We start from the raw sequence: 20,661 nt of genomic DNA, 5'->3' as shown, positions 1-20,661 counted from the left end.
TTTATTTGGGTTTTTAGCCTCAACAAGGTAGTTTTTTGACGAGGCCTAAACCAAATATAGAGCAAATTGAAATAAGATGTTTAACGCAAACGTTTGTCTGATATGGACTTATCGAGTACTTCAACCATTACTGACATAAATCTGAACATAGTTTGCCTAAAATTTGTTGAGCTTTGTAAAAAAGAACAACATGAGCAATAACGGTAAGCTAAAAATAGTGGTGGTTGGTGCCAATGGCACTATCGGACGAGAAGTTGTAAAAAGGATCAACGAGAAAGGCCATCAAGTAATCGAGGTGTCGAGAACCTCGGGCGATTTTCAGGCCGATATCCAGGATAAAAGAAGTCTGGAAGAACTCTTTGCAAAAATAGGCCACTTTGATGCGGTTGCCAATGCGTCGGGATCGGTGGTTTTTAAGGGTGTTGAGCAGTTCACAGACGAAGACCTCGCCTTTTCGATAGGCAACAAACTGATGGGGCAAATCAACTTGGTACGCGCGGCTTTGCCCTATATTGCCGATGGCGGTTCTTTTACCTTGATATCGGGTATTTTGTCTGAAGAACCCATTTTGGGTGGGGTAGCTGCTTCGTTGGTTAACAGCGGGGTAGAAGGTTTTGTAAAAGCCGCTGCTTACGAATTGCCGAGAGCCATCCGGATCAATTGCATCAGCCCAACCGTGCTTGCCGAGTCAAAAGGCTATCACGATAGTTTTCCGGGTTTTATTCCGGTTGAAGGCTGGAAAGTAGCTAGGGCCTACGAGAACTCTATTTTTGGCATCGTTACAGGCAAAGTCATCAAGGTGTATTAACCTGTTTGGGCTTGGCCGAAGAAAGGTAGTAGTGCCACAACAGCATGGTGGCTATGGTACGGTACGGTTGCCACAGGGTTGAAAGTTCTAAAAGGGTTTCGCGGGTGGTGTTTTTGGCTAGTTTTTTGATTCTTTTTAACGCATTTACGGCAGCCAGGTCGCCAATGGGGAAGATATCGGTGCGTTTCAGTACAAAGATCAAGTACACATCTATGGTCCAGTGGCCAATGCCTTTGAGGGTCAATAGCTTTTGACGAACTTCCTCATCGGGTAAAGCCTCCAGCTCGGTCAAATTAAGCTCGTCCTTTGCCAAAGCTTGGGCCAAATGCCTTACATAGGTCGTTTTTTGTCTGCTGAAATAACAAGCCCTCAATTCCTCATCGCTCAAAGCCAGTACGTTTTCCGGACTTACTACAGTTATTTTTTCGCGTAGCTTATTCAAGGTAGCCAATGCCGAGGCCAACGATACCTGTTGCTCGAGAATGATATGCACCAGCGATTCGAAAGTATTTGGGCGGTTCCACACGGGTGGATAACCGTGCTCGCTGATTATTAGTGCGAGGTCTTGATCCATGGAAGCTACCTTTTCGCAGCTTTCCTTGAAGTTACTTTCGTTAAATGCTGGAAACATGGAATGAGCCGGTTATTGCTTTCGCTAGGTAAAGCAAATTAGGTTTTTAGGGTTTTTTGCTTGTTCTGCAACATGATGAGTGCTTTGGCTGCCCTGGTTTTGCGGGTTTCTTCCTGTTTGGCCGAACCTACCCAATCGCAGTAGCCTTGTTTGTACGACTTGGCCAGGCTTTCGAAAAAAGTATTGGCCTCGCTATCCTGATTTAAAAGGGCTTGCAATTCGGCAGGTATCCCTTCAATATGTTCTCCTTTTTTAAGCATACACAAAGTTAATTTTAATTTCGGGATGACAAATTGTAGCGAAAGTCGCCTGTGCTACGTATGGGAATAAAACAACCTTAAAGGAAACCTAAGCTTTATGAAAAGAAACCACTACTTTTTTGTTTTATTGCTCCTGGCCGGGCTATTTGCTTCGTGCAAAAAAAGTGATATCGCCTTTGAAAGCGATTTTGCCCGCAGCTATAAAACCTACACCGCCTTCAAATCCTCGACTAATGATTCTTATCGGTATCAGGTTAATACCGCATCGTGGACAGGCCATTCAACAGAAACCATCATCACCGTAAAAAATGGAAAAGTAGTTAAGCGTGCTTATGTGGCAAAGAATATAAGTGGCGGTCCAACACCACAAATTGTTGTCGTTGAGCAATGGATCGAGGAGGAGGGTAGCTTAAATACCCATGCTAATGGCGCAGCAACGCTAACTTTAGATCAGATATACGAAAAGGCAAGAACCGTATGGCTATTGAAAAGAAAAGGTGCCAAAACTTCGTTGGAAACGAAGAACAATGGCATGATTTCTTCTTGTGGCTATGTAGAAGATAACTGTGCAGACGATTGTTTTAACGGAATTTCGATCGCATTTATAGAAAGACTGCCTAATTAAACTTATTTAAAAATGTTGGTGGCCCAAGGGTACAACTTTGGTTAAAAAGCCTCCTGTGTAAAACGGGGGGCTTTTTTGTTAGACTGATGGGCGCAAATTGGCGACAAGCCTTCAATCCAGCCGTTTTTACAGTGTTGATTTCAAATTAATGCTTGCTTATTTTTTTATAACTTTAATTCCTATAATTTATCATCCCATTAATTATATATTTATTGTCGCTTAACGGCTTCGTTTATGAGCTTACCGCTAAAAACAGGGGATGATCAATCTTTGCTTCTTTCGCAATTAAAGGAAGGGGATAGCAACGCTTTTGGCTCGCTTTATGATTTGTATAGCCGCATGTTGCTCAGCAATATCATGCACATGGTGAAAGACCAGGAGGTTGCCAAAGAATTGCTACAAGACCTGTTTTTGAAAGTCTGGGAAAAAAGGGAAAGCATCGATGTAGAAAAATCGTTCAAGTCTTTTTTGTTTACCATAGCCAAAAATAGGGTGTACGATTACCTGCGAAAGGTAGCGCTAGACAAGAAATTAACCCAGGAGCTGATTGCCAATACCATAGAAAGTTATAGCCATACAGAAGAACTGCTGAGCTTTAAAGAAAAAAATGCCTGCCTCAATCAGGCTATCGAAGCCCTGTCGCCACAAAGCAGACAGGTATACCAACTGTCTAAAATAGAGGGCTTAAGCCATAAGGAAATCAGCGAGCGTTTGGGGATTTCTGTTTCTACCGTCAATAACCATATCGTCAAATCTTCAAAGGCGGTAAGGAATTTTCTCTACGAACACGGCGATCTGGCCTTAGCCTTGGCCGTAGTTGCCCTTTTTGATCGGGTGAAATAAATTTTTAAGCCTGATTATCAGTTGTTTATCTCTTTTTTAAGAATTTCTGTCGATTAGACTAGTTGTTCGGGCTTACTAAAACGTATTAGTAGTTATTAACCAAATATATTTATGGATCAAATCGATCTGCTGTTTGCCAAATTCGCAAAGAACGAATGCAGTGCCCAGGAATTGGAGTACCTGTTGAAATATTTTGCTGAGGGCAATGACGAAACGGCCCTCAAAAGAAATATCAAGAAGCAGCTGAGCCAGACCTACCAATCGAACAGCCAGTTGGATATGATGGTAGAAGAGGTGTTTGAAAACATCAAAGGAAGAATCGGCAATCCAAATCCTGTAAAATTAAGACCCCAATTCGCAATCTATCGTTATGTTGCTGCGGCAGTTATTGTATTGTGCGCTTCGGTTGGGTTGTGGACCTATTTTTCTTCTTCGAACTTAAAAAAGCAAGAACAGGTAGCCAATAGCCCGATTATGCCTGGGGGCAACAAGGCCATGCTTACCTTGGCCAACGGGGCCAAAATTGACCTGACCCATGCGGTTAATGGGGCGCTGGCCAAAGAGGCGGGCATAGAGATTACCAAAACCGCCGACGGACAGTTGCGCTACGAAATAAAAGACCAGCACCAAACCCAAAGCTTTGCCCTTTACAACACCATCGAAACGCCCAAGGGCGGCCAATACCAGATCCACCTGCCCGATGGCACCAAGGTATGGCTCAACGCCGCCACCAGCCTCAAATATCCGCTAAGCTTTACGGGCGCCAAAGAGCGCAAGGTAGAATTAACCGGCGAAGCCTATTTTGAGGTAGCCAAAGATAAAGCCCATCCGTTTAAGGTATTGTCGGCAGGACAAGAAGTACAAGTAATGGGTACCCACTTTAACGTAAATGCCTATGCCGATGAGGGCAATATCAAAACCACGCTATTGGAAGGCCTTGTACGGGTGACTACGCCAAACCATGCCGACGAAATTCTGAAACCGGGCCAGCAAGCCGTATTGAGCCAGAACCAGCTCAATGTAGTGGCCGTTGATGCGGATGCCGCCGCGGCCTGGAAAAATGGCCGTTTTGCTTTTGTTGACGAACCTATAGAAAGCATTATGCGCAAAGTGGCGCGTTGGTACGATGTAGAAATTGTGTATAAAGGCGATATGAGGGAAAAAGTTTTTGCCGGAACCATTTCCAGATATGGCAATATCGAAACCCTGCTCAATACCATTGCCAATACCAACACCATCAGCTTTAAAATAGAAGGAAGGAGGGTTATCGTTATGGATTGATGTTACCTTTTCATAAAAGATAGGCCAAAAAAAGCCAGAGGTGCTTCGACCTCCCCCTGGCCATAGTTTGATCTCGTCTTTTTAAAATGCTGCGAAACAAATAAATCAATGAAATAAACTAAAACCAAATATATGAAATTTTATCCCACTCGAAATGCGGGCTTCAATTGTATCGCTAAAAAAATCGTTCGTATTATGAAACTCACTACGATTTTAATGACTGTATTCCTGTTTCGGCTAAGCGCTAGTGTGCATGCGCAGATCTCACTCGACGAAAAGAATACCACCTTGGTCAAGGTACTCCAAAATATTAAAAAGCAAACCGGCACCGATTTTCTGTACAATGTGTACAGTCTTAAAAAAGCGAAACCGGTAAGTGTTAAATGCACCAACGTATCGCTTAAAGAGGCGCTTGAGCTTTGTTTTGCCAACCAATCGCTGTCTTATAAAATTCAGGATAACATGGTAATCATTGCCGAGCAGCAGAACAAGCGCTCGTCGGTGCTTTCAACCATTAAGATGGTACCGCTGCTGAAGATTAGTGGCTTGGTGAAAGATACGGTCGGTGTGGGCATACCCAATGTTTCGGTACAGAACAAGGCCACCAGCAAAACGGTAAGTACTGATGATAAGGGCGCTTTTGCCATTGATGCCAACATTGGCGATGTATTGGTTTTTTCTTCCATAGGCTTCGAAAAACAGGAACTTACCATCAGTTCGGCCACTGCGCTAATTGTGGTGCTGAAAGAAGAAAAAAGCACTTTGGCCCAGGTTGTGGTTACCGCTTTGGGTATTAAGCGGTCTACCAATGCGCTTACCTACAACGTGCAACAGGTAAAAGGCGAGGAACTGACCAAGGTTCCAGATCCAAGTTTTGTAAACAGTCTATCGGGTAAAGTGGCCGGCTTAACCTTAACGCATTCTTCGGCACCAGGGGGTTCTACCAAAGCTGTGTTGCGTGGCAATAAATCCATTAACGGAAACAACAATGCCCTTTATGTGGTTGATGGCGTTCCTTTGCCAAGCCTAAGCGGTACGAGCACCAGCGATGGTTTTCAGCTTTCAGACAGTGGCGATGGCATTGCTAACCTCAACCCCGACGATATTGACGAAATTAGCGTATTGAGTGGTGCCTCTGCTTCGGCGCTATATGGCGGTGCCGCCTCTAATGGCGTTATCCTCATCACCACCAAAAAAGGAAAGGCAGGCAAGGCCACCATCAATTATAGCTCGAACGTTACTTTTGATCAGCCTTTTGTATTGCCTAAAGTGCAAACTTCTTATGGTGCTGCCGACAATGGATTTAACGGTTGGGGTGCCAAGGCTTCGGCTTCGAGTAGCTATGATCCCAAAGATTTTTTCAATACCGGCAAAACCTATATCAATGCCTTGTCTATAGCCGGAGGAACAGAGAAGAACCAGTCTTATTTCTCGGCTGCGGCTACCAATGCCGATGGTATTATCCCCAACAATAAACTAGACCGATATAATTTTTCTTACCGCAATACCACTTCTTTTTTTGAAAACAAACTGAGTTTGGATGCCAATATTGCCTATACCTACCAAAAATCGCAAAACATGCCAGGTCAGGGCCAATATTACAATCCTTTAACCGGTGTATACCTTTTCCCAAGTGCCTCGGCCAATTTTGATCAGTACAAAAACTTCGAGGTGTTTAATTCGGCCAGGAATATCTATGTGCAAAACTGGCCATACGATCCGAGTGGCATCGCCCTCCAAAACCCGTATTGGGTAGCCAACCGAAACCTGTTCCAAACCGAAAGAAACAGGATAATGGGAACCGTTACCGCCAAATACAACTTTACCAGCTACCTTAACCTGCAAGGACGGGCAAGAATAGACCGCACCACCGATTTTGGAACAACCAAGCTGTACGCCACCACCATACCGGTGCTTACCGACAACAGCAACAACGGAAAGTACAACGAGCGGGATGCCTTGAATAGCCAAACTTATGCCGATTTGTTGCTCAACTTTGTTAAAACATTTAACCAGTTTAGCCTGAACGCAACCTTGGGCAGCAGTATTTTAAACACCAAAATGCGGACTACCGATATTGGCGGTCCTTTAGATCCGTTTAAGGTTCCCAATTTCTTCAGTTTATACAACATTGACCCGAGTGCCTTAAAAATCAATCCGGCTCCGTACGGTTCAGATCCAAGGCCGGTGTACCGCGAACAGAATCAGGCTGTGTTTTTTACCGGAACCTTGGGCTACAAGAACTATTTATATTTAGATGTTACCGCCCGCAACGATTGGAATTCGTCGTTGCCGAAGTCGTTTTTCTATCCTGCTGTAGGCTTAAGTGCGGTGATCAGCGAAATGACCAAAATGCCTGAAGCCATATCTTTTGCCAAATTGAGGCTGTCTTATGCCGAAGTTGGTAATGCTATTCCTTCGCAATATGCTTATGCAGGCAATCCAACCTATGTCATTTCAAGTGGCGGTATTTCGCTGAATACTGGTAAGTCGCTGGGCAACGAGTTGAAGCCCGAAAGATCTAAATCGTTCGAAATTGGTGCCGATTTGAGGTTCTTCAATAACAAATTGACGCTTACCGCAACTTACTACAACACCAATACCTATAATCAGTTCTTCCGCTTGCCGGCTGCGCCTTCTACGGGCTATTCTTACATCGATTACAATGCAGGCAAGGTACGCAACCAGGGTATGGAAACTTCGTTGGGCTACAATGCAACCTTCGGCGACTTTAAATGGATGCCAACGGTTAACTTCTCTTTTAACCGCAACAAGGTGGTCGATTTGTTGAACACCATTGATCCAGCTACCGGACAACAGGTACATGTAACCAGCTTAAGCCTCAATGGCAGTTCGGTTATCCTGGAAGGCAGCTCTTATGGCGATATCCAGGTAAAAGATTACCTACGCGATGCCAGTGGCAATCTCCTGCTGGATAATAAAGGTTTGCCACAATATTCGAATAACCTGATTGTGGTGGGTAATGTCAACCCGAAATACCTGTTGAGTTTTAACAACGGTTTCAAGTATAAAAACTTCAGCCTAAGTTTCTTGCTCGACGGACGTTTTGGAGGCAACGTGGTGTCTAACACCGAAAAAGTACTCGACCAATTTGGCATGTCGCAAAGAACGGCCGATACCCGCAACAGTGGTGGCTTGAGCTTTGGCGGTACCGATATCACCAAAGATTACTATGGCCGTATTTCGTCAGAATATACACCTTACGTGTACAGTGCAACCAATATCCGTTTGCGCGAGTTGTCGTTTGGCTATACCATTCCGGCCAAAGTGTTCAACAACAAAATCCAGGGCATCCAGCTTTCTGTTATCGGCAGAAACCTTTGGATGATTTACAACAAGGCTCCTTTCGATCCTGAAGTAATTACCCTAACCGGAAACAACTTTCAGGGTTATGAAGATTTCTCGGTGCCAAGTTTGAGAAGCATCGGATTTAGTTTAAAGTTTACCTTATAATATCAAGAAACATGAAATATATCAATAAAACATTCAGGCTAGTACCGGTTTGTGCGGTGCTTCTTGTAGCGTTATTAAGTGCTTGTACCAAAAAATTCGACGAATACAATACCAATCCAAATGGTTTAACAAGTGCCGATCTGTTGAAAGACAACTTGGGGGCGGGTTCCTTCATCCCCACCATGCAAGTCAACGTTTTTTACTGCAAACCCCAAGACAACTGGAAATACCAGGTGCAACAGAATTTAACTGCCGATATGTATTCGGGCTATTTTGCCACCCCGGGCGGTTTTGGCGGTCCCAATACCACGGTTTACGATTTTGTGGCCAAAAATTGGAATATCTGGGCTTTTCAGATTGCCTACAGTGGCATTATGGGCAGCTGGAAGGAAATCAAAAGTCGCGCAGCCAATGCGCCGCAGGTAGTGGCCGTTGCCGATATCCTTAAAGTAGAAGGCATGCACCGCATAACCGATACCTATGGCCCCATTCCGTATACCAAATTTGGCGTAAACACCCTAACTACGCCTTATGATGATCAGCAGACCGTTTACAATGCCTTTTTTCAGGATCTGGACAATGCCATTAAAGTGCTGAGCGATTATGTGGCGAAAAACCCGACCGATAATTCCTTGGCCAAATTCGACTTGGTTTACAATGGTGATTACAAGCAATGGATAAAATTTGCCAACTCGCTGAAACTGCGTTTGGCCATGCGTATTGTTTACGCCAATAAAAGCCTGGCGCGTACCAAGGCAGAAGAGGCCGTTAACAACAGTTATGGCCTGTTAGCTACGAATGCCGATAATGCACTTGTGGTGGCCGGCAAAGGGGTGGCTACTTCGAATGGTTTGTGGGTGGCCGATCAGGCTTACGACGATTGCCGTATGAATGCCTCGATCGAATCGATTTTGAAAGGCTACAACGATAACCGCCTGACCAAATATTTTCAGGTGTCGAAAATTACTCCTGGCGATTACCGAGGGATCAGAAACGGAATTTCGATTGCGGGCAACAAACCCGATGGCTACTTGAAATCTTCGTCTACCACCTTAAAAGAAAGCTCTCCCGTGCAGTACATGTGCGCAGCCGAAGTCGCGTTTTTGCGTGCCGAAGGTGCTTTTTGGGGCTGGAATATGGGCGGAACCGCACAATCGTTTTACGAACAAGGCATCAAGCTTTCTTTTGAGCAGTCGGGGGCGAGTGGGGTAGATGCCTACATTGCCAACAATACCGGTACACAAGCGGCTTACAAAGACCCAGCAAACAATACCGCGAACGATGTACCTGCCAATTCGACTTTGTTGAGCAAGACCACCGTGAAATGGGATGAATCTGCCAGCGACGAAGTGAAACTGGAAAAAATCATTACCCAAAAATGGATTGCCATTTTCCCCGACGGACAAGAAGCATGGACCGAATTTAGGCGTACAGGCTACCCCAAAATATTCCCGGTAGTGAACAATTTGAGTGGCGGTTTGATCGATACCCAGAAACAAATCAGAAGGGTGCCATTCTCGCCCGATGAGTATAAAAGCAACAATGCCGAAGTGCTGAAAGCCGTTGCTTTGTTGGGTGGCCCAGATAATGGAGGTACCAAATTATGGTGGGATAAAAAGCCTTAACCGAAGAGAAGAATGAAGAAAACCATGGAAACCTCAAACCTATTGGTTATTTTCGAAAATAAAACCGGGCTTTAGCCCGAGAAATAAATAGCTAGTTTAATCTACCGGTTAATAACACATTAATCGGTAGATTTGACCAACCAAAATAAATGCCTGTGAAAAACAATCCTACCTCATCAGTTCTTAAAAGAATGTTTACTAAAACGTTTAACCTAATTCTTGGCGCAATTTTTCTGACTGCAATTGCACAAGGCTCGCATGCTCAAAGCTTAACCCAGTTCGTCGATCCCATCATCGGGTCGGCCAAGCATGGCCACGTTTTTGTAGGGGCCAATGTGCCTTATGGTGCGGTACAGCTCGGTCCCAACAATATTTTCGAAGGCTGGGATTGGTGCAGCGGCTATAACTACAGCAGCAACAACATTACCGGTTTTGCACATACCCATTTAAGTGGTACCGGAATTGGCGATTTGGGCGATATCTCGATCATGCCCGCTACCGGAAAAGTGTTGCTGGAAAAAGGCAAAAAAGACAATTTGGAGCTAGGCTATGCTTCCACTTTCTCACACGATAAGGAAGTGGCCAAAGCAGGCTATTACAGCGTATGGCTCGACCGCTATGATATTAAGGCAGAGCTTACGGCAACCGAGCGCGTAGGTTTTCATCAGTATACCTTTAAAGCGGGAAGTGAAAATCCACATTTGATGCTCGATTTGGTAGAGGGTATTGGCTGGGACAGTCCGGTTGCTTCGAGCCTCAAACAATTAGATGCCTATACCTTGGTAGGCTACAGAAATTCTAAAGGTTGGTCGGCCGATCAGCGCCTTTATTTTGTCATCAAACTATCGCAGCCTATTAAAAGCTTAAAGATTTACAGCAGCAACCAGTTGCAACTCAATACCGAGGCACAGGGCAAAGAACTAAAGGCTGTTATCGATTTTGCCAGCCTGCCACAAAATGTGCTTCAGGTTAAAGTGGCGCTTTCGCCGGTAAGTACCGACAATGCCATCCTTAACCTCAAAACCGAGTTGCCGGGCTGGGATTTTAAAGCTACGGTTAAACAGGCCGATGCCAAATGGGAAAAACAGTTGCAAAAGGTAAAAATAGAAGCCAATACGGCAACCAAAAGGGTTTTTTATACCGCCCTTTACCACACCATGGTGGCGCCTTCGCTTTTTAACGATGTGAACAAGGATTACCTGGGTACCGATAAAAAAGTTTACAAAAACGCTAATTTCAATAACCTGACAACTTTTTCGTTGTGGGATACTTACCGCGCCGCACAGCCTTTGTTTACCATCCTGCATCCTGAGAAGGTTTCGGACGTGATCAACACCATGCTGGCCATTTATAAACAGCAGGGCAAATTGCCGGTTTGGCATTTGATGGGCAGCGAAACCAATACCATGATCGGTTACCATGCCGTTCCGGTTATTGTAGATGCCTATTTGAAAGGCTACAGGGGTTTTGATGTAAATCTGGCTTATGAGGCCATCAAACAATCGGCCATGCAAAAAACAGACGGAATCGACTACATCCAGCAACTGAAGTACATTCCGGCCGATAAGGTGAACGAATCGGTGGCTAAGGCCTTAGAATATGCCATCGACGATTATTGCATTGCACAAATGGCATTGGCTTTGAACAAGAAAGACGACTATGCCTATTTTAGCAAAAGGGCCAAGTTGTATCAGGAATATTTTGATCCGCAAACCCAATTTATGCGTGGCAAACTGGCCGATGGTAGTTGGCGCACACCTTTCAGCCCCTTTGCCTCCAAACACCGCGAAGACGATTATACCGAAGGGAATGCCTGGCAGTATATCTGGCTGGTACCGCACGATGTAGAAGGATTGGTTAAGCTTTTTGGCAGCGAAAAATCATTCGTTACCAAGCTCGATTCATTGTTCCGCGTTCCGTTTCAGTTCAGCAAGGAAAGTTCTCCCGATATCTCCGGCCTCATTGGCAATTATGCACAGGGCAACGAGCCAGGCCATCATATCCCTTATTTGTACAGCTATGTAGGCCAGCCTTGGAAAACCGCCGATTTGGTACGCCAAATAGACCGCGAATTTTATACCGATAAACCTGATGGTTTGTGTGGCAATGAAGACGTAGGGCAGATGTCGGCCTGGTACATTTTCTCGGCCATGGGCTTTTATCCGGTCAATCCCGCAAACGGTGCCTATGTTTTTGGTTCGCCTTTGCTTAACGAGGCCAGCATTGCTTTGCCGGGCAACAAAAAGTTTAACATCAAGGTTACGAACAACAGTGCCGCCAACAAGTACATTCAAAAGATTACGCTTAACGGCAAGCCTTATACCAAGAGCTATATTTTGCACAAAACCATTATGGCGGGTGGCAATCTGCAGGTTTACATGGGTAGCAAACCATCGCCAACCTTTGGCGTAAGTGCAACAAATAGGCCATCATCACACCTTAACCGTTAATGGCCATGTTTGCAGCTCTTATTAAACCTTTCCGTTATTTTTTGCTGTTGCTGTCTACGATTTGCCTAACCAGTCAGGTGCCCGCCCAGCAACGTTACGAGCTGAATTCAGATTGGTATTGTGCCAATATCAACGATGTAAAAGCCAATGGCGAACAGCTGTCGCAAGCTGGTTTTCAGGTTAATACATGGATGCGCGCCACCGTGCCTGGTACGGTGCTCACCACCTTGCTCAACAACAATAAAGTGCCAGATCCATTTTATGGCATGAACAATAAGCTGATTAAAGACGTTTACCATACCGGCAATGCCTATTACACGTATTGGTTTGTCAAATCGTTTAAGCAGGTTGCCCAGGGCGATGAACAGGTGTGGCTGCAATTTAGGGGCGTTAACTATAAAGCCGAAATATTTTTGAACGGCAAAAAAGTAAATGCCAAGACCCACGAAGGCATGCATTTGCGTCAGCAATACAATATTACCAAGTTATTGGCACCTAACGGCAACAATCGTTTGGCAGTTTTGGTTTATCCGCCCGATTTTCCAGGCGATCCGAATGGAGGCCAAGGAGGCGATGGCACCATTGCCAAAGGCCTTACCACCCAGTATACGGCCGGTTGGGATTGGATACAGCCCATCAGAGATCGCAATACCGGCATTTGGGATAAGGTAACTATCGAAAAAACAAACAGCGTTAATGTCGAAAACCCGCATGTGGTTACTTTGGTTCCCGGCAAGCGCTTGCCTATGGGTGCACAGGCTCCGGCTGTAATCCGCACTTCTTCCGAAATCAGCAATCCTACTACCAAGCCCGTACAGGGATTTTTGCAATACAATTTGGCAGGCAAACTTGTGCGTACCCCGGTAACTTTAAAACCTGGCGAAAAGCGGGAAGTGAAACTGCCCGATTTGAGTTTGGCAAATCCGAAACTTTGGTGGCCTAACGGCTATGGCGAGCAATACCTTTACCAGATCAGGATGCAATTTGTGAATGCTGCGGGAAAAGTATTGGATGAAGAGCCCGTGCAGTTCGGCGTACGAGAAATCAGCAATGTTTGGAACGACCGCACGCAGAGCATGGAGGCTCGTGTAAACGGACAAAAAATATTTATCAAGGGTGGCAATTGGATTATTTCTGATGCCATGTTGCGTTTTTCTGATGCGCGCTACGATGCCGAGGTGCGTTTTCACCGAGATATGAACCTGAACCTGATCCGTATTTGGGGCGGAGCTTTAACCGAACGTCCCGAGTTTTACCAGGCTTGCGACAAATATGGTTTGCTGGTATTCCAGGATTTTTGGTTCAGTGGCGATTGCAACGGCAAATGGGTTGATCCGCTAAAAAAAGAAGACCAGTGGACACGCAGGCAATATCCCGATAACCACCAGTTGGCACTCGAAGCGGCTGCCGATCAGATCAAACTCATCAGAAACCATCCTTCCTTGGCTTTTTGGTGCGGTGGCAATGAAATTACACCGCCCGACGATATCTTGGAGCCACTCAAAAACAAACTGTTGCCCGAACTGGATGGTACGCGCTATTTCTTCGACTTTTCGAACACCGATAGCATGTCGTACAATTCGATCGGCGGCAATGGCGATGGCCCTTATAACATTCAGGACATCCGCACTTTTTGGGGCCACAAAACCTATCCTTACAATTCTGAAGTAGGCTCGGTAGGTGTAGGCGATTATGCTTCCTTGCAGCGTTTTATTCCGGCCAAAAACCTCATCGCACCGCAAAACGGCGAAAAGGCCGATTCGGTGTGGGAATACCATAAATATATTCCTTATAATCAGTACATCGATCCTTACGGCAAGGCCAAAAATGCAGCCGACTTTGCCATGAAGGCCCAATTGGTCAACTACAACCAGTACCGGGCACTGATGGAAGGCTTTTCCAGCCATATGTGGGATTGGTACACCGGCAGCATCATCTGGAAAACACAAAATCCGTGGACGGCATTGCGTGGACAGATGTACGATTATTACCTCGACGTCAATGCTTGCTTGTATGGTTTGAGGAAAGGCAGCGAGCCTTTGCATATCATGATGAACCCTTTAGACAGCATGATCCAGGTGGTAAACAACGGCTTTAAAATGGAACGTAACCTGATGGTGCAGGCCAATGTTTACGACATGAATGGCAAATTGCAGTTTAGCAACCAGCTTTTTGCAGAGATAGGACCATCGATGGTTAAAAAAATGTTCCCGATTAACGATCCGCTTAAAAAAGGAAATGATAAAAACGGCGTTTTTGTAGTACTTAAGTTACTGGCATCCGACCAAAAATTATTGAGCGAAAACCTATATTGGTTGCCCGGAAAAGATGGCCAATACAACGGGCTTCAGGAAATGAAGCCAGCCGATTTGAAGGTGGCTGTAGAAACCGTAGCAAAAGGAAAGTTAAACCTCACGCTCGAAAATCCGTCAAATGGGCCTATTGCGTTTTTTAATCGCATTGCATTAGAAAATGCCAATACAGGAATGCGTATCTTGCCCACTTTCTTTTCCGACAACTATGTAAGCATTTTGCCAGGCGAAAAGAAAACGGTAACCATCGAATTTCCAGACCAAGGTACCTTGCCTTTGGCCGTACGGGTTTACGGATGGAATGTAAAGGACCAGCAATTGCCGGTTAAATAGCCAGGCAAAGCATAAGAAATAACAATGTAAGGCGGGAGAGCTGTAAAACAATTAGGGATGATTTATTATAACGGTTTTTCCTGCCTGCATTGTTTGTAACCAAATGCACAAGTTTTGAATAAAAAAATTGAAATCAATCTACTTACCAATGGATAAATATGTAATGGGCATAGATATAGGTGGCTCTCACATCACTACGGCTATGCTAAATATGGAAAACAAAACAATTTTGGCCGATAGCTATGTGAGGAAAAAAATCAATTCGAGGGCTGGGCACGAACAGATCCTGAACGACTGGACGGCTGTAATAGGCGAAACGCTTGCACAGGCAGGCATGCAAAGCAGCAAAATCGGAATTGCCATGCCAGGCCCTTTCGATTATGAAACGGGTATTTCCTACATGAAGAATACGACCAAATACGAGTCTTTTTACGGATTGAACGTCAAGGAAATGTTGGCGGCGCAGCTGGGAATGCCTGCAAGCGATATCTTGATGCAAAATGATGCGGCCTGCTTTTTGGCTGGAGAAACCTTTGCCGGAGCAGGGCAGGGCTTTGATAAGGTAATTGGCCTTACCTTGGGCACGGGCCTGGGTACCGCCGTTTACGAAAAAGGCAAAGTAAGCGATGCCGATCTTTGGCGTACGCCCTTTTTAGATAGCTATGCGGAAGACCACCTGTCTACCCGTTGGTTTTTAAGGCATTATTACGAACTCACCGGCATCAACGTAATCGATGTAAAGGAAATGGCCAAATTTTATGAAACCTCGCCCAATGTGCGTGAGGTATTTGAAGAATTTGCTGTTAACTTGGCCAATTTCATCATGGATTTTCAGCAAAAGGAAAATGCCGAAGCCTTGATTATCGGGGGTAACATAGCCAATGCCTCGGGCAAGTTTTTGCCCGGCCTGGCCAAACAGTTTAAAAAACACGATTTTGTATTGCCTATTTATATTTCTGAATTGAACGAACAAGCCGCCCTTATTGGCGCAGCCAGTTGCTGGCAAGGTAAAAACTAATGGACCAATGGCTGTTGCCAAAAATACGATAAAGATCTTGCCCATCGGCAAGGTCTTTTTTGTTTGGGAACAATTGAAGCTGCAGCTGGCCATTGGCCGTTGAATTGAATGAAATGAATAGATAAAGAATAAAAGTTGCTCGTCTATTAGTCCAATTTTAGTTATCTTGGTTTATAAGGGCAAAAAATCATCCTGAGCGTGTATTGTTTATATCCAACCTTCAAATTCTTTAAGCAGTTTTGGTGGGCTTTGGTCTGTGTAGGCCTTTTTTTTGCCGTTTCTTGCAGAAGAGCCGTCGAGCCCGCTCAAAATCACGATGCAAAAGTAGATAGCGCTTTTGATGTGGTGAACGGATTGCTCAACAGTGGCGAAATCAACCGCTCCATCCTTTATGTCGATTCTGTTTATAGCACTTTTCCCAATCCCGGTTCTCTAGATCGATGGAAGAAGTACAGTTTTCTGAGCAATTTTTACCTTTATTATGATGTGGCGCCTTTTAAAGCAGAAAAATATGTAGACAGCATGTTTGCCATGCTGAAAAACAAAGGGTCGCAATACAACACCGAATATGCCTTAACACTTTTTGCCAAAGGCGATGTGTTGCGCGCCCAGCACCGGTACGACAAGGCTTTTGAAAGCTATTACCAAGGCCATTCTTTTGCCAAAGAAAACCTCGACAGTTGTCAGGTGGCTAGCTTTTCGGCTAAACTGGGCTTGGTAAGGTTTGTACAGCAACATTACTTAAAGGCGGTGCCTTATTTTAAGCAAACCTTGAAAGAAATGGCGAGCTGTACGGATAGTTCTACTTTCGAAAACCAGTTTATTACGCCTCAATCAACCTACAACAGCATTGCCTTGTGTTTTGAACGCGCCAATCAACCCGACAGTGCTTTGCAGTATTACCTGCGTGGCTTGGCTTTCATCAGACGGGCGGAGCCAAAATACCCCTCCAGAAAAGCTTATATTGAAACGGCAAAAGGGGTTTTCTATGGCAATTTAGGCGGTTTGTATAGCAGAATGAAAGATTATGCCCATGCCGAAAAATACCTTAACATGAGTATCGGCATTAATGATAGGCCAGGTTATGCCATAGGCGATGCGCAAACTGCCAAGGCCAAACTTGCCGATCTGTATCTACGTACCCATCGCGTGGCTACGGCAAAAAATGCAATCGCCGAACTCGAAAACAATTTGGCAGCCAGGCAGGGAGAAAATGATGCCAACCTGAACCTGCGTAATTGGCTTTATCAACTCAAAAGCCGTTATTTCGAAAGCGTTGGCGATACGAATAGGGCCTATCGCTCAATGCTTAAGTACAATGCACTTAAAGATTCGCTGCTGGCAGTAAACAGCGAACTGAAAAGCGCCGATTTAGATGTAGCCTTTAAGCAGGCAGAACAGCAGCATTTGTTGGCACTGGTAAAAAGAGATCGGCATTTAAAAACCGTATACCTGGTGGCCACTGCCATTATCTCGGTCATGGTTATTGTTATCCTGCTCATGGTATGGCTAAGTTTAAAGCGCTCGAGAATAAATGTAGCCAACCTTACCGCGCTCAATAAACGCGTAATTGAGCAGAACGAGCAGCTGCAACGAACTCTTTCCATATTGGAGCAGAGCCAGCTGGATCATGCACAGCTCATGAAACTGGTGGCCCACGACCTTCGGAGCCCAATTGGAGCCATAGATATGCTCGCCGATATGTTGTTGACCAAAAATACGCTTCATGCTACAGAAAAAGAGCTGGTTGATTTGATGAAACAATCGACCGAAGATTGCTTGAACCTTGTTGCCCAGTTGTTGCAACCAGCGGTAACCGTTGATGCGCTAAAAAAAGAGCCCGAAGATCTCTATGGCATGCTCAATTACTGCATCGCGCAACTTAAATTAAAGGCCGAAACCAAAAGTCAGCAGCTCCTGCTCCATGGTCAGTCGCTGGTGGTATCGGTCAATGCGGTGCAGCTTTGGCGTGTCATCAGCAACCTGATTGGTAATGCCATTAAGTTCAGCTATGCGCATACCGTTATCGAAATCTCCCTGAGCCATACCGATTCGGATGCCTTGATTTCGGTAAAGGACAGTGGTATTGGAATTCCCGACGAATTGAAAGAAAGCATATTCGACATCTACAGCAAAAGCACCAGGGTTGGAACGGCCGGCGAGCAGACTTTTGGTTTGGGTTTAGCGATCTCTAGACAGATTATCGAGGCACATAACGGCAAAATATGGTTCGAGAGCGAAGTAGGGGTGGGCACTGTTTTTTATGTAGCACTGCCTCTGGATAAGCCGGAACTCGCGCTTCCAAAAGCGGAGCCACAAACCGTAACAAGCAAATGATTTATGAGGCGGTTTCAGCTTGGGGAACGAGCTGCACAAACACAAAAAAACTGGAACCTTGACCAAAGGTGCTTTTAAAGGCTATGCGGCCGCCCTGGTGTTCGATAAATTCCTTGCAAAGCATCAGGCCTAGCCCAATGCCCTTTTCGTTATTGGTACCATAGGTAGATTGGGCCTTGATCGAGAAGATTTTTTGTTGCTTTTCTTCCGGGATACCCTTTCCGTTGTCGCTGATGGTAATTTGGCATTCGTTGGCCAGCTGTTGGGTGCTTATGTTTATTTTTCCGCCCGTTGGCGTAAATTTGATGGCATTGCTGATTAAATTGCGCACCACCAGCTGCAGCATGTCGGCATCGGCAAAAACCAAGAGCGATGCTGGGATGTTAACCTGTAGCGCAATATTTTTTTTAGCGGCATTTACACTTTCCATTTCAATGGTTCCTTGCAACGTTTCGCCCAAGTTCATGGCTGCCAGATTGGCGTTCATGCCATCCATCTGCGATTTCGACCAATGCAGGAAATTAGACAGCATTTGTACGGCACCATTGGTCGATTGAATCAGGGCCCTTTCGAGCAAGGGGCGGTTAACGTCGTCTACCTGGCTTTCGTTGAGCAGCTCCAGGTAGTTCTGGATATTGATCAAAGGCGAGCGCAAATCATGCGAAATGATAGACATCAGCTTGTTCTTTTCGCTGTTGCTCTTTTCCAGTTGTTCGTTTTGGGCCAAAATCTGTTCCTTGCTTATTTCTACCGCCAAAGTCTTTTCAACGGCAACCTGCCTTTCTGCGTCGTAGCTTCTTCTAATAAACCTGATGATGATATAGACCACGAAAACAGGTATCGGGAAAGCAGTAACCCGATCTATGAACTGCCCTTGTCCGGCTATAAAGGGATGCTGCACCAGATTTGGATAGCGAAACTCGATGAAATGGATAATCAAGAAGCTGATTACATAGGTAATTAGCCATTGCAGATGTTGTTTATAGGGCGAAATGGCCAGTGCCAACAACAAATAGGCCGGCCAAATCAGATCGGTTGAACCGTCGATGCCGGAATTGGTAAAGTAGTTGATGCTAAAAATAATAAGGCCGGCTAGTCCAAATATGCTGGTGTTGTGCGTTTTGGCCTTAAACCTCGACAAATAATACTGGTAAATGAAAAGTACGCCGAATATAAGCGCCGAGAGGGAGCCCACATATAAACCCGCATACAAATTGTAAGGGATGTAAAATAGGTCTAAAAGAACCAATGCCGCGCAAATGGAGTGGAAAATCCGGCTCTCTAACGAAAACATCCTGGGGCTGCCGATGAGGTCGGCCCAAAGCGTCTTGTTTCTGATAGACCTTAAACCAATGGCAATAGGAGATGATTTGGGCATGTTAGCTTTTTGTGGGCCTGGTTAGTTTGTAAAAATAATTTTTTCTACGAATATCCTTCTATCAGACGCATAAAATATCTTAGCTGTCAAAATATTTAAAATGCCAAGGCCAGCGCCTCCCGTATTTTGCTGGGATTAATTTTGCGCTCTTCAGCGCCACAAAATTTATATCTCAACGCAATTGATTACGGACGAATATCCGAACAAATTTTTACCGCTTTGGTTAAATCGGTAAATTAGTGCCAAATAACGGCGTAACAGCACAACTAAAAAGACATGAATACCACTGATAAGCACAATGAGCGTATTGCAAAAATGACTTTTGCTTCGGTTTATCCGATGTATGTGAAGAAAGTAGAGGCAAAAGGCCGGACAAAAGAAGAACTTCATGAAGTTATCGCCTGGCTAACTGGTTTTGACGACAGAAGGCTAAAGGAGCTCATCGAAGAAAAAGTAACCTTTGAAACCTTCTTCCAACGGGCTGTCTTAAATCCTAATGCATCGCTCATAACCGGCATGATTTGTGGCTATCGCATTGAAGAAATCGATAATCCTTTGACCAAACAGGTTCGCTACCTCGACAAACTGATAGACGAGCTGGCCAAAGGCAGGAAGATGGAAAAGATATTGCGGAGCTTGTAAACTGTTAACCGCAAAGCAACATGATCAACGTTTAAGCCCAGGCTTTATCTCCTTTTTGATAAGGAACGTCGCCTTCATAACGCCCAGGTGCGGGTGTATAGCGCATGGCTTGTGTACAGCCTACTTCTGAAGTAAAATAGCCCAAAAGGGTCAATTGCTTTATCATGATGAAGTAGTGGTTGGGCAGGCCTGCAAAATTTTTGTCTTTTTTGCGCTCAGCCGCTTCCAATTCGCCTTTCTTGGCCTGAAAATCTGAAGCCTCTTTATCGAGTTGTTGTATGAATGCGAGCTTCTGCTGAGCATTGATGGTCATAAACCCGTTTCCGTGTATCTTTTTACTGGCCTCATCGAGTTTCTTCATGCCATCAATGAATGCTTGCTGATCCTTTTCTTCGTAACAATCTCTGACCATGATTTCCATAAAAGCACCTACATTGGCCGCTTTTGCACCAGGACTTTTGGTAGGGGGCAGTATCGTGTCGCCAATTTCGTTCAGCAAGTCTTGCTGTTGCTGACTAAAACGGATTTTTTCGTTTTTTGCAGATTTATTGGGACTGCATCCGGTAAGCAAAGCATTGCCACCAATCATAATGCCACCTGTGAGCAAGGCAATTTGTTTAATCAGTTCTCTTCTGTCCATCTTT

General features: G+C 44.9%; 15 protein-coding genes. 11 read left to right on the top strand and 4 right to left on the bottom strand.

The window, feature by feature from the left end; translation table 11 throughout:
- Positions 1–190: 190 nt before the first annotated feature.
- Positions 191–808 carry a short chain dehydrogenase gene (locus VRU48_RS07190; protein ID WP_330107242.1) on the top strand — a complete coding sequence of 206 codons (618 nt, stop codon included), beginning with the start codon at positions 191–193 and terminating at the stop codon, positions 806–808.
- Here VRU48_RS07190 and VRU48_RS07185 read toward each other — a convergent pair.
- Together VRU48_RS07185 and VRU48_RS07180 are read right to left on the bottom strand one after the other, a co-directional pair.
- Positions 795–1,439 (bottom strand): DNA-3-methyladenine glycosylase family protein, encoded by a 645-nt coding sequence (locus VRU48_RS07185; RefSeq protein WP_330107241.1) that lies wholly within the window; start codon positions 1,437–1,439, stop codon positions 795–797. The genes VRU48_RS07190 and VRU48_RS07185 overlap by 14 nt on opposite strands.
- 38 nt (positions 1,440–1,477) lie before the next feature.
- Positions 1,478–1,699: a YdeI/OmpD-associated family protein gene (locus VRU48_RS07180; RefSeq protein ID WP_330107240.1), complete on the bottom strand. Its 222-nt coding sequence runs from the start codon at positions 1,697–1,699 to the stop codon at positions 1,478–1,480.
- Positions 1,700–1,796: 97 nt separating this feature from the next.
- Here VRU48_RS07180 and VRU48_RS07175 point away from each other — a divergent pair, with 97 nt between their 5' ends.
- The 9 genes from VRU48_RS07175 (at position 1,797) to VRU48_RS07135 (ending at position 17,997) form a co-directional block, all read left to right on the top strand.
- Positions 1,797–2,324 carry a hypothetical protein gene (locus VRU48_RS07175; RefSeq protein ID WP_330107239.1) on the top strand — a complete coding sequence of 176 codons (528 nt, stop codon included), beginning with the start codon at positions 1,797–1,799 and terminating at the stop codon, positions 2,322–2,324.
- Positions 2,325–2,558: 234 nt separating this feature from the next.
- Positions 2,559–3,167, top strand: a complete 609-nt coding sequence (locus VRU48_RS07170) for an RNA polymerase sigma factor (protein ID WP_330107238.1) — start codon at positions 2,559–2,561, stop codon at positions 3,165–3,167.
- Positions 3,168–3,278: 111 nt separating this feature from the next.
- Positions 3,279–4,448, top strand: coding sequence for a FecR family protein (locus VRU48_RS07165; RefSeq protein WP_330107237.1), 1,170 nt, complete (start codon positions 3,279–3,281; stop codon positions 4,446–4,448).
- Between the two features lie 195 nt (positions 4,449–4,643).
- On the top strand, positions 4,644–7,922 hold the full coding sequence (locus VRU48_RS07160) for a SusC/RagA family TonB-linked outer membrane protein (RefSeq protein ID WP_330107236.1): 3,279 nt from the start codon (positions 4,644–4,646) through the stop codon (positions 7,920–7,922).
- 11 nt (positions 7,923–7,933) lie between these two features.
- Positions 7,934–9,547 (top strand): RagB/SusD family nutrient uptake outer membrane protein, encoded by a 1,614-nt coding sequence (locus tag VRU48_RS07155; protein ID WP_330107235.1) that lies wholly within the window; start codon positions 7,934–7,936, stop codon positions 9,545–9,547.
- A 191-nt stretch (positions 9,548–9,738) separates the two neighbouring features.
- Positions 9,739–11,997 carry a GH92 family glycosyl hydrolase gene (locus VRU48_RS07150; protein ID WP_330107234.1) on the top strand — a complete coding sequence of 753 codons (2,259 nt, stop codon included), beginning with the start codon at positions 9,739–9,741 and terminating at the stop codon, positions 11,995–11,997.
- Between the two features lie 5 nt (positions 11,998–12,002).
- Positions 12,003–14,642: a glycoside hydrolase family 2 protein gene (locus VRU48_RS07145; RefSeq protein WP_330107233.1), complete on the top strand. Its 2,640-nt coding sequence runs from the start codon at positions 12,003–12,005 to the stop codon at positions 14,640–14,642.
- Positions 14,643–14,790: 148 nt separating this feature from the next.
- On the top strand, positions 14,791–15,660 hold the full coding sequence (locus VRU48_RS07140) for an ROK family protein (RefSeq protein ID WP_330107232.1): 870 nt from the start codon (positions 14,791–14,793) through the stop codon (positions 15,658–15,660).
- A 198-nt stretch (positions 15,661–15,858) separates the two neighbouring features.
- Positions 15,859–17,997: a tetratricopeptide repeat-containing sensor histidine kinase gene (locus VRU48_RS07135; RefSeq protein ID WP_330107231.1), complete on the top strand. Its 2,139-nt coding sequence runs from the start codon at positions 15,859–15,861 to the stop codon at positions 17,995–17,997.
- A gap of 1 nt (position 17,998) precedes the next feature.
- Here VRU48_RS07135 and VRU48_RS07130 read toward each other — a convergent pair whose 3' ends face one another.
- Positions 17,999–19,375, bottom strand: coding sequence for a sensor histidine kinase (locus tag VRU48_RS07130; RefSeq protein WP_330107230.1), 1,377 nt, complete (start codon positions 19,373–19,375; stop codon positions 17,999–18,001).
- 276 nt (positions 19,376–19,651) lie between these two features.
- Here VRU48_RS07130 and VRU48_RS07125 point away from each other — a divergent pair, with 276 nt between their 5' ends.
- Positions 19,652–20,017, top strand: a complete 366-nt coding sequence (locus VRU48_RS07125; protein ID WP_330107229.1) for a DUF2200 domain-containing protein — start codon at positions 19,652–19,654, stop codon at positions 20,015–20,017.
- 31 nt (positions 20,018–20,048) lie between these two features.
- On the opposite strand, the gene VRU48_RS07120 is transcribed toward VRU48_RS07125, so the two are convergent.
- Positions 20,049–20,657 carry a gluconate 2-dehydrogenase subunit 3 family protein gene (locus tag VRU48_RS07120; RefSeq protein ID WP_330107228.1) on the bottom strand — a complete coding sequence of 203 codons (609 nt, stop codon included), beginning with the start codon at positions 20,655–20,657 and terminating at the stop codon, positions 20,049–20,051.
- Positions 20,658–20,661: the final 4 nt, after the last annotated feature.

Origin of the sequence: Pedobacter albus (assembly GCF_036324255.1) — a bacterium.
In the GTDB taxonomy this organism is placed as follows: Bacteria; Bacteroidota; Bacteroidia; order Sphingobacteriales; family Sphingobacteriaceae; genus Pedobacter; species Pedobacter albus.
The sequence above is the reverse complement of the archived record's forward strand: the minus strand, read 5'-3'. Positions and strand labels throughout refer to the sequence as shown.

Coding starts and splice junctions, on each gene's coding strand:
- VRU48_RS07190 (WP_330107242.1), top strand. CDS start 191: ATGAGCAATAACGGTAAGCTAAAAATAGTGGTGGTTGGTGCCAATGGC.
- VRU48_RS07185 (WP_330107241.1), bottom strand. CDS start 1,439: ATGTTTCCAGCATTTAACGAAAGTAACTTCAAGGAAAGCTGCGAAAAG.
- VRU48_RS07180 (WP_330107240.1), bottom strand. CDS start 1,699: ATGCTTAAAAAAGGAGAACATATTGAAGGGATACCTGCCGAATTGCAA.
- VRU48_RS07175 (WP_330107239.1), top strand. CDS start 1,797: ATGAAAAGAAACCACTACTTTTTTGTTTTATTGCTCCTGGCCGGGCTA.
- VRU48_RS07170 (WP_330107238.1), top strand. CDS start 2,559: ATGAGCTTACCGCTAAAAACAGGGGATGATCAATCTTTGCTTCTTTCG.
- VRU48_RS07165 (WP_330107237.1), top strand. CDS start 3,279: ATGGATCAAATCGATCTGCTGTTTGCCAAATTCGCAAAGAACGAATGC.
- VRU48_RS07160 (WP_330107236.1), top strand. CDS start 4,644: ATGAAACTCACTACGATTTTAATGACTGTATTCCTGTTTCGGCTAAGC.
- VRU48_RS07155 (WP_330107235.1), top strand. CDS start 7,934: ATGAAATATATCAATAAAACATTCAGGCTAGTACCGGTTTGTGCGGTG.
- VRU48_RS07150 (WP_330107234.1), top strand. CDS start 9,739: ATGTTTACTAAAACGTTTAACCTAATTCTTGGCGCAATTTTTCTGACT.
- VRU48_RS07145 (WP_330107233.1), top strand. CDS start 12,003: ATGTTTGCAGCTCTTATTAAACCTTTCCGTTATTTTTTGCTGTTGCTG.
- VRU48_RS07140 (WP_330107232.1), top strand. CDS start 14,791: ATGGATAAATATGTAATGGGCATAGATATAGGTGGCTCTCACATCACT.
- VRU48_RS07130 (WP_330107230.1), bottom strand. CDS start 19,375: ATGCCCAAATCATCTCCTATTGCCATTGGTTTAAGGTCTATCAGAAAC.
- VRU48_RS07125 (WP_330107229.1), top strand. CDS start 19,652: ATGAATACCACTGATAAGCACAATGAGCGTATTGCAAAAATGACTTTT.
- VRU48_RS07120 (WP_330107228.1), bottom strand. CDS start 20,657: ATGGACAGAAGAGAACTGATTAAACAAATTGCCTTGCTCACAGGTGGC.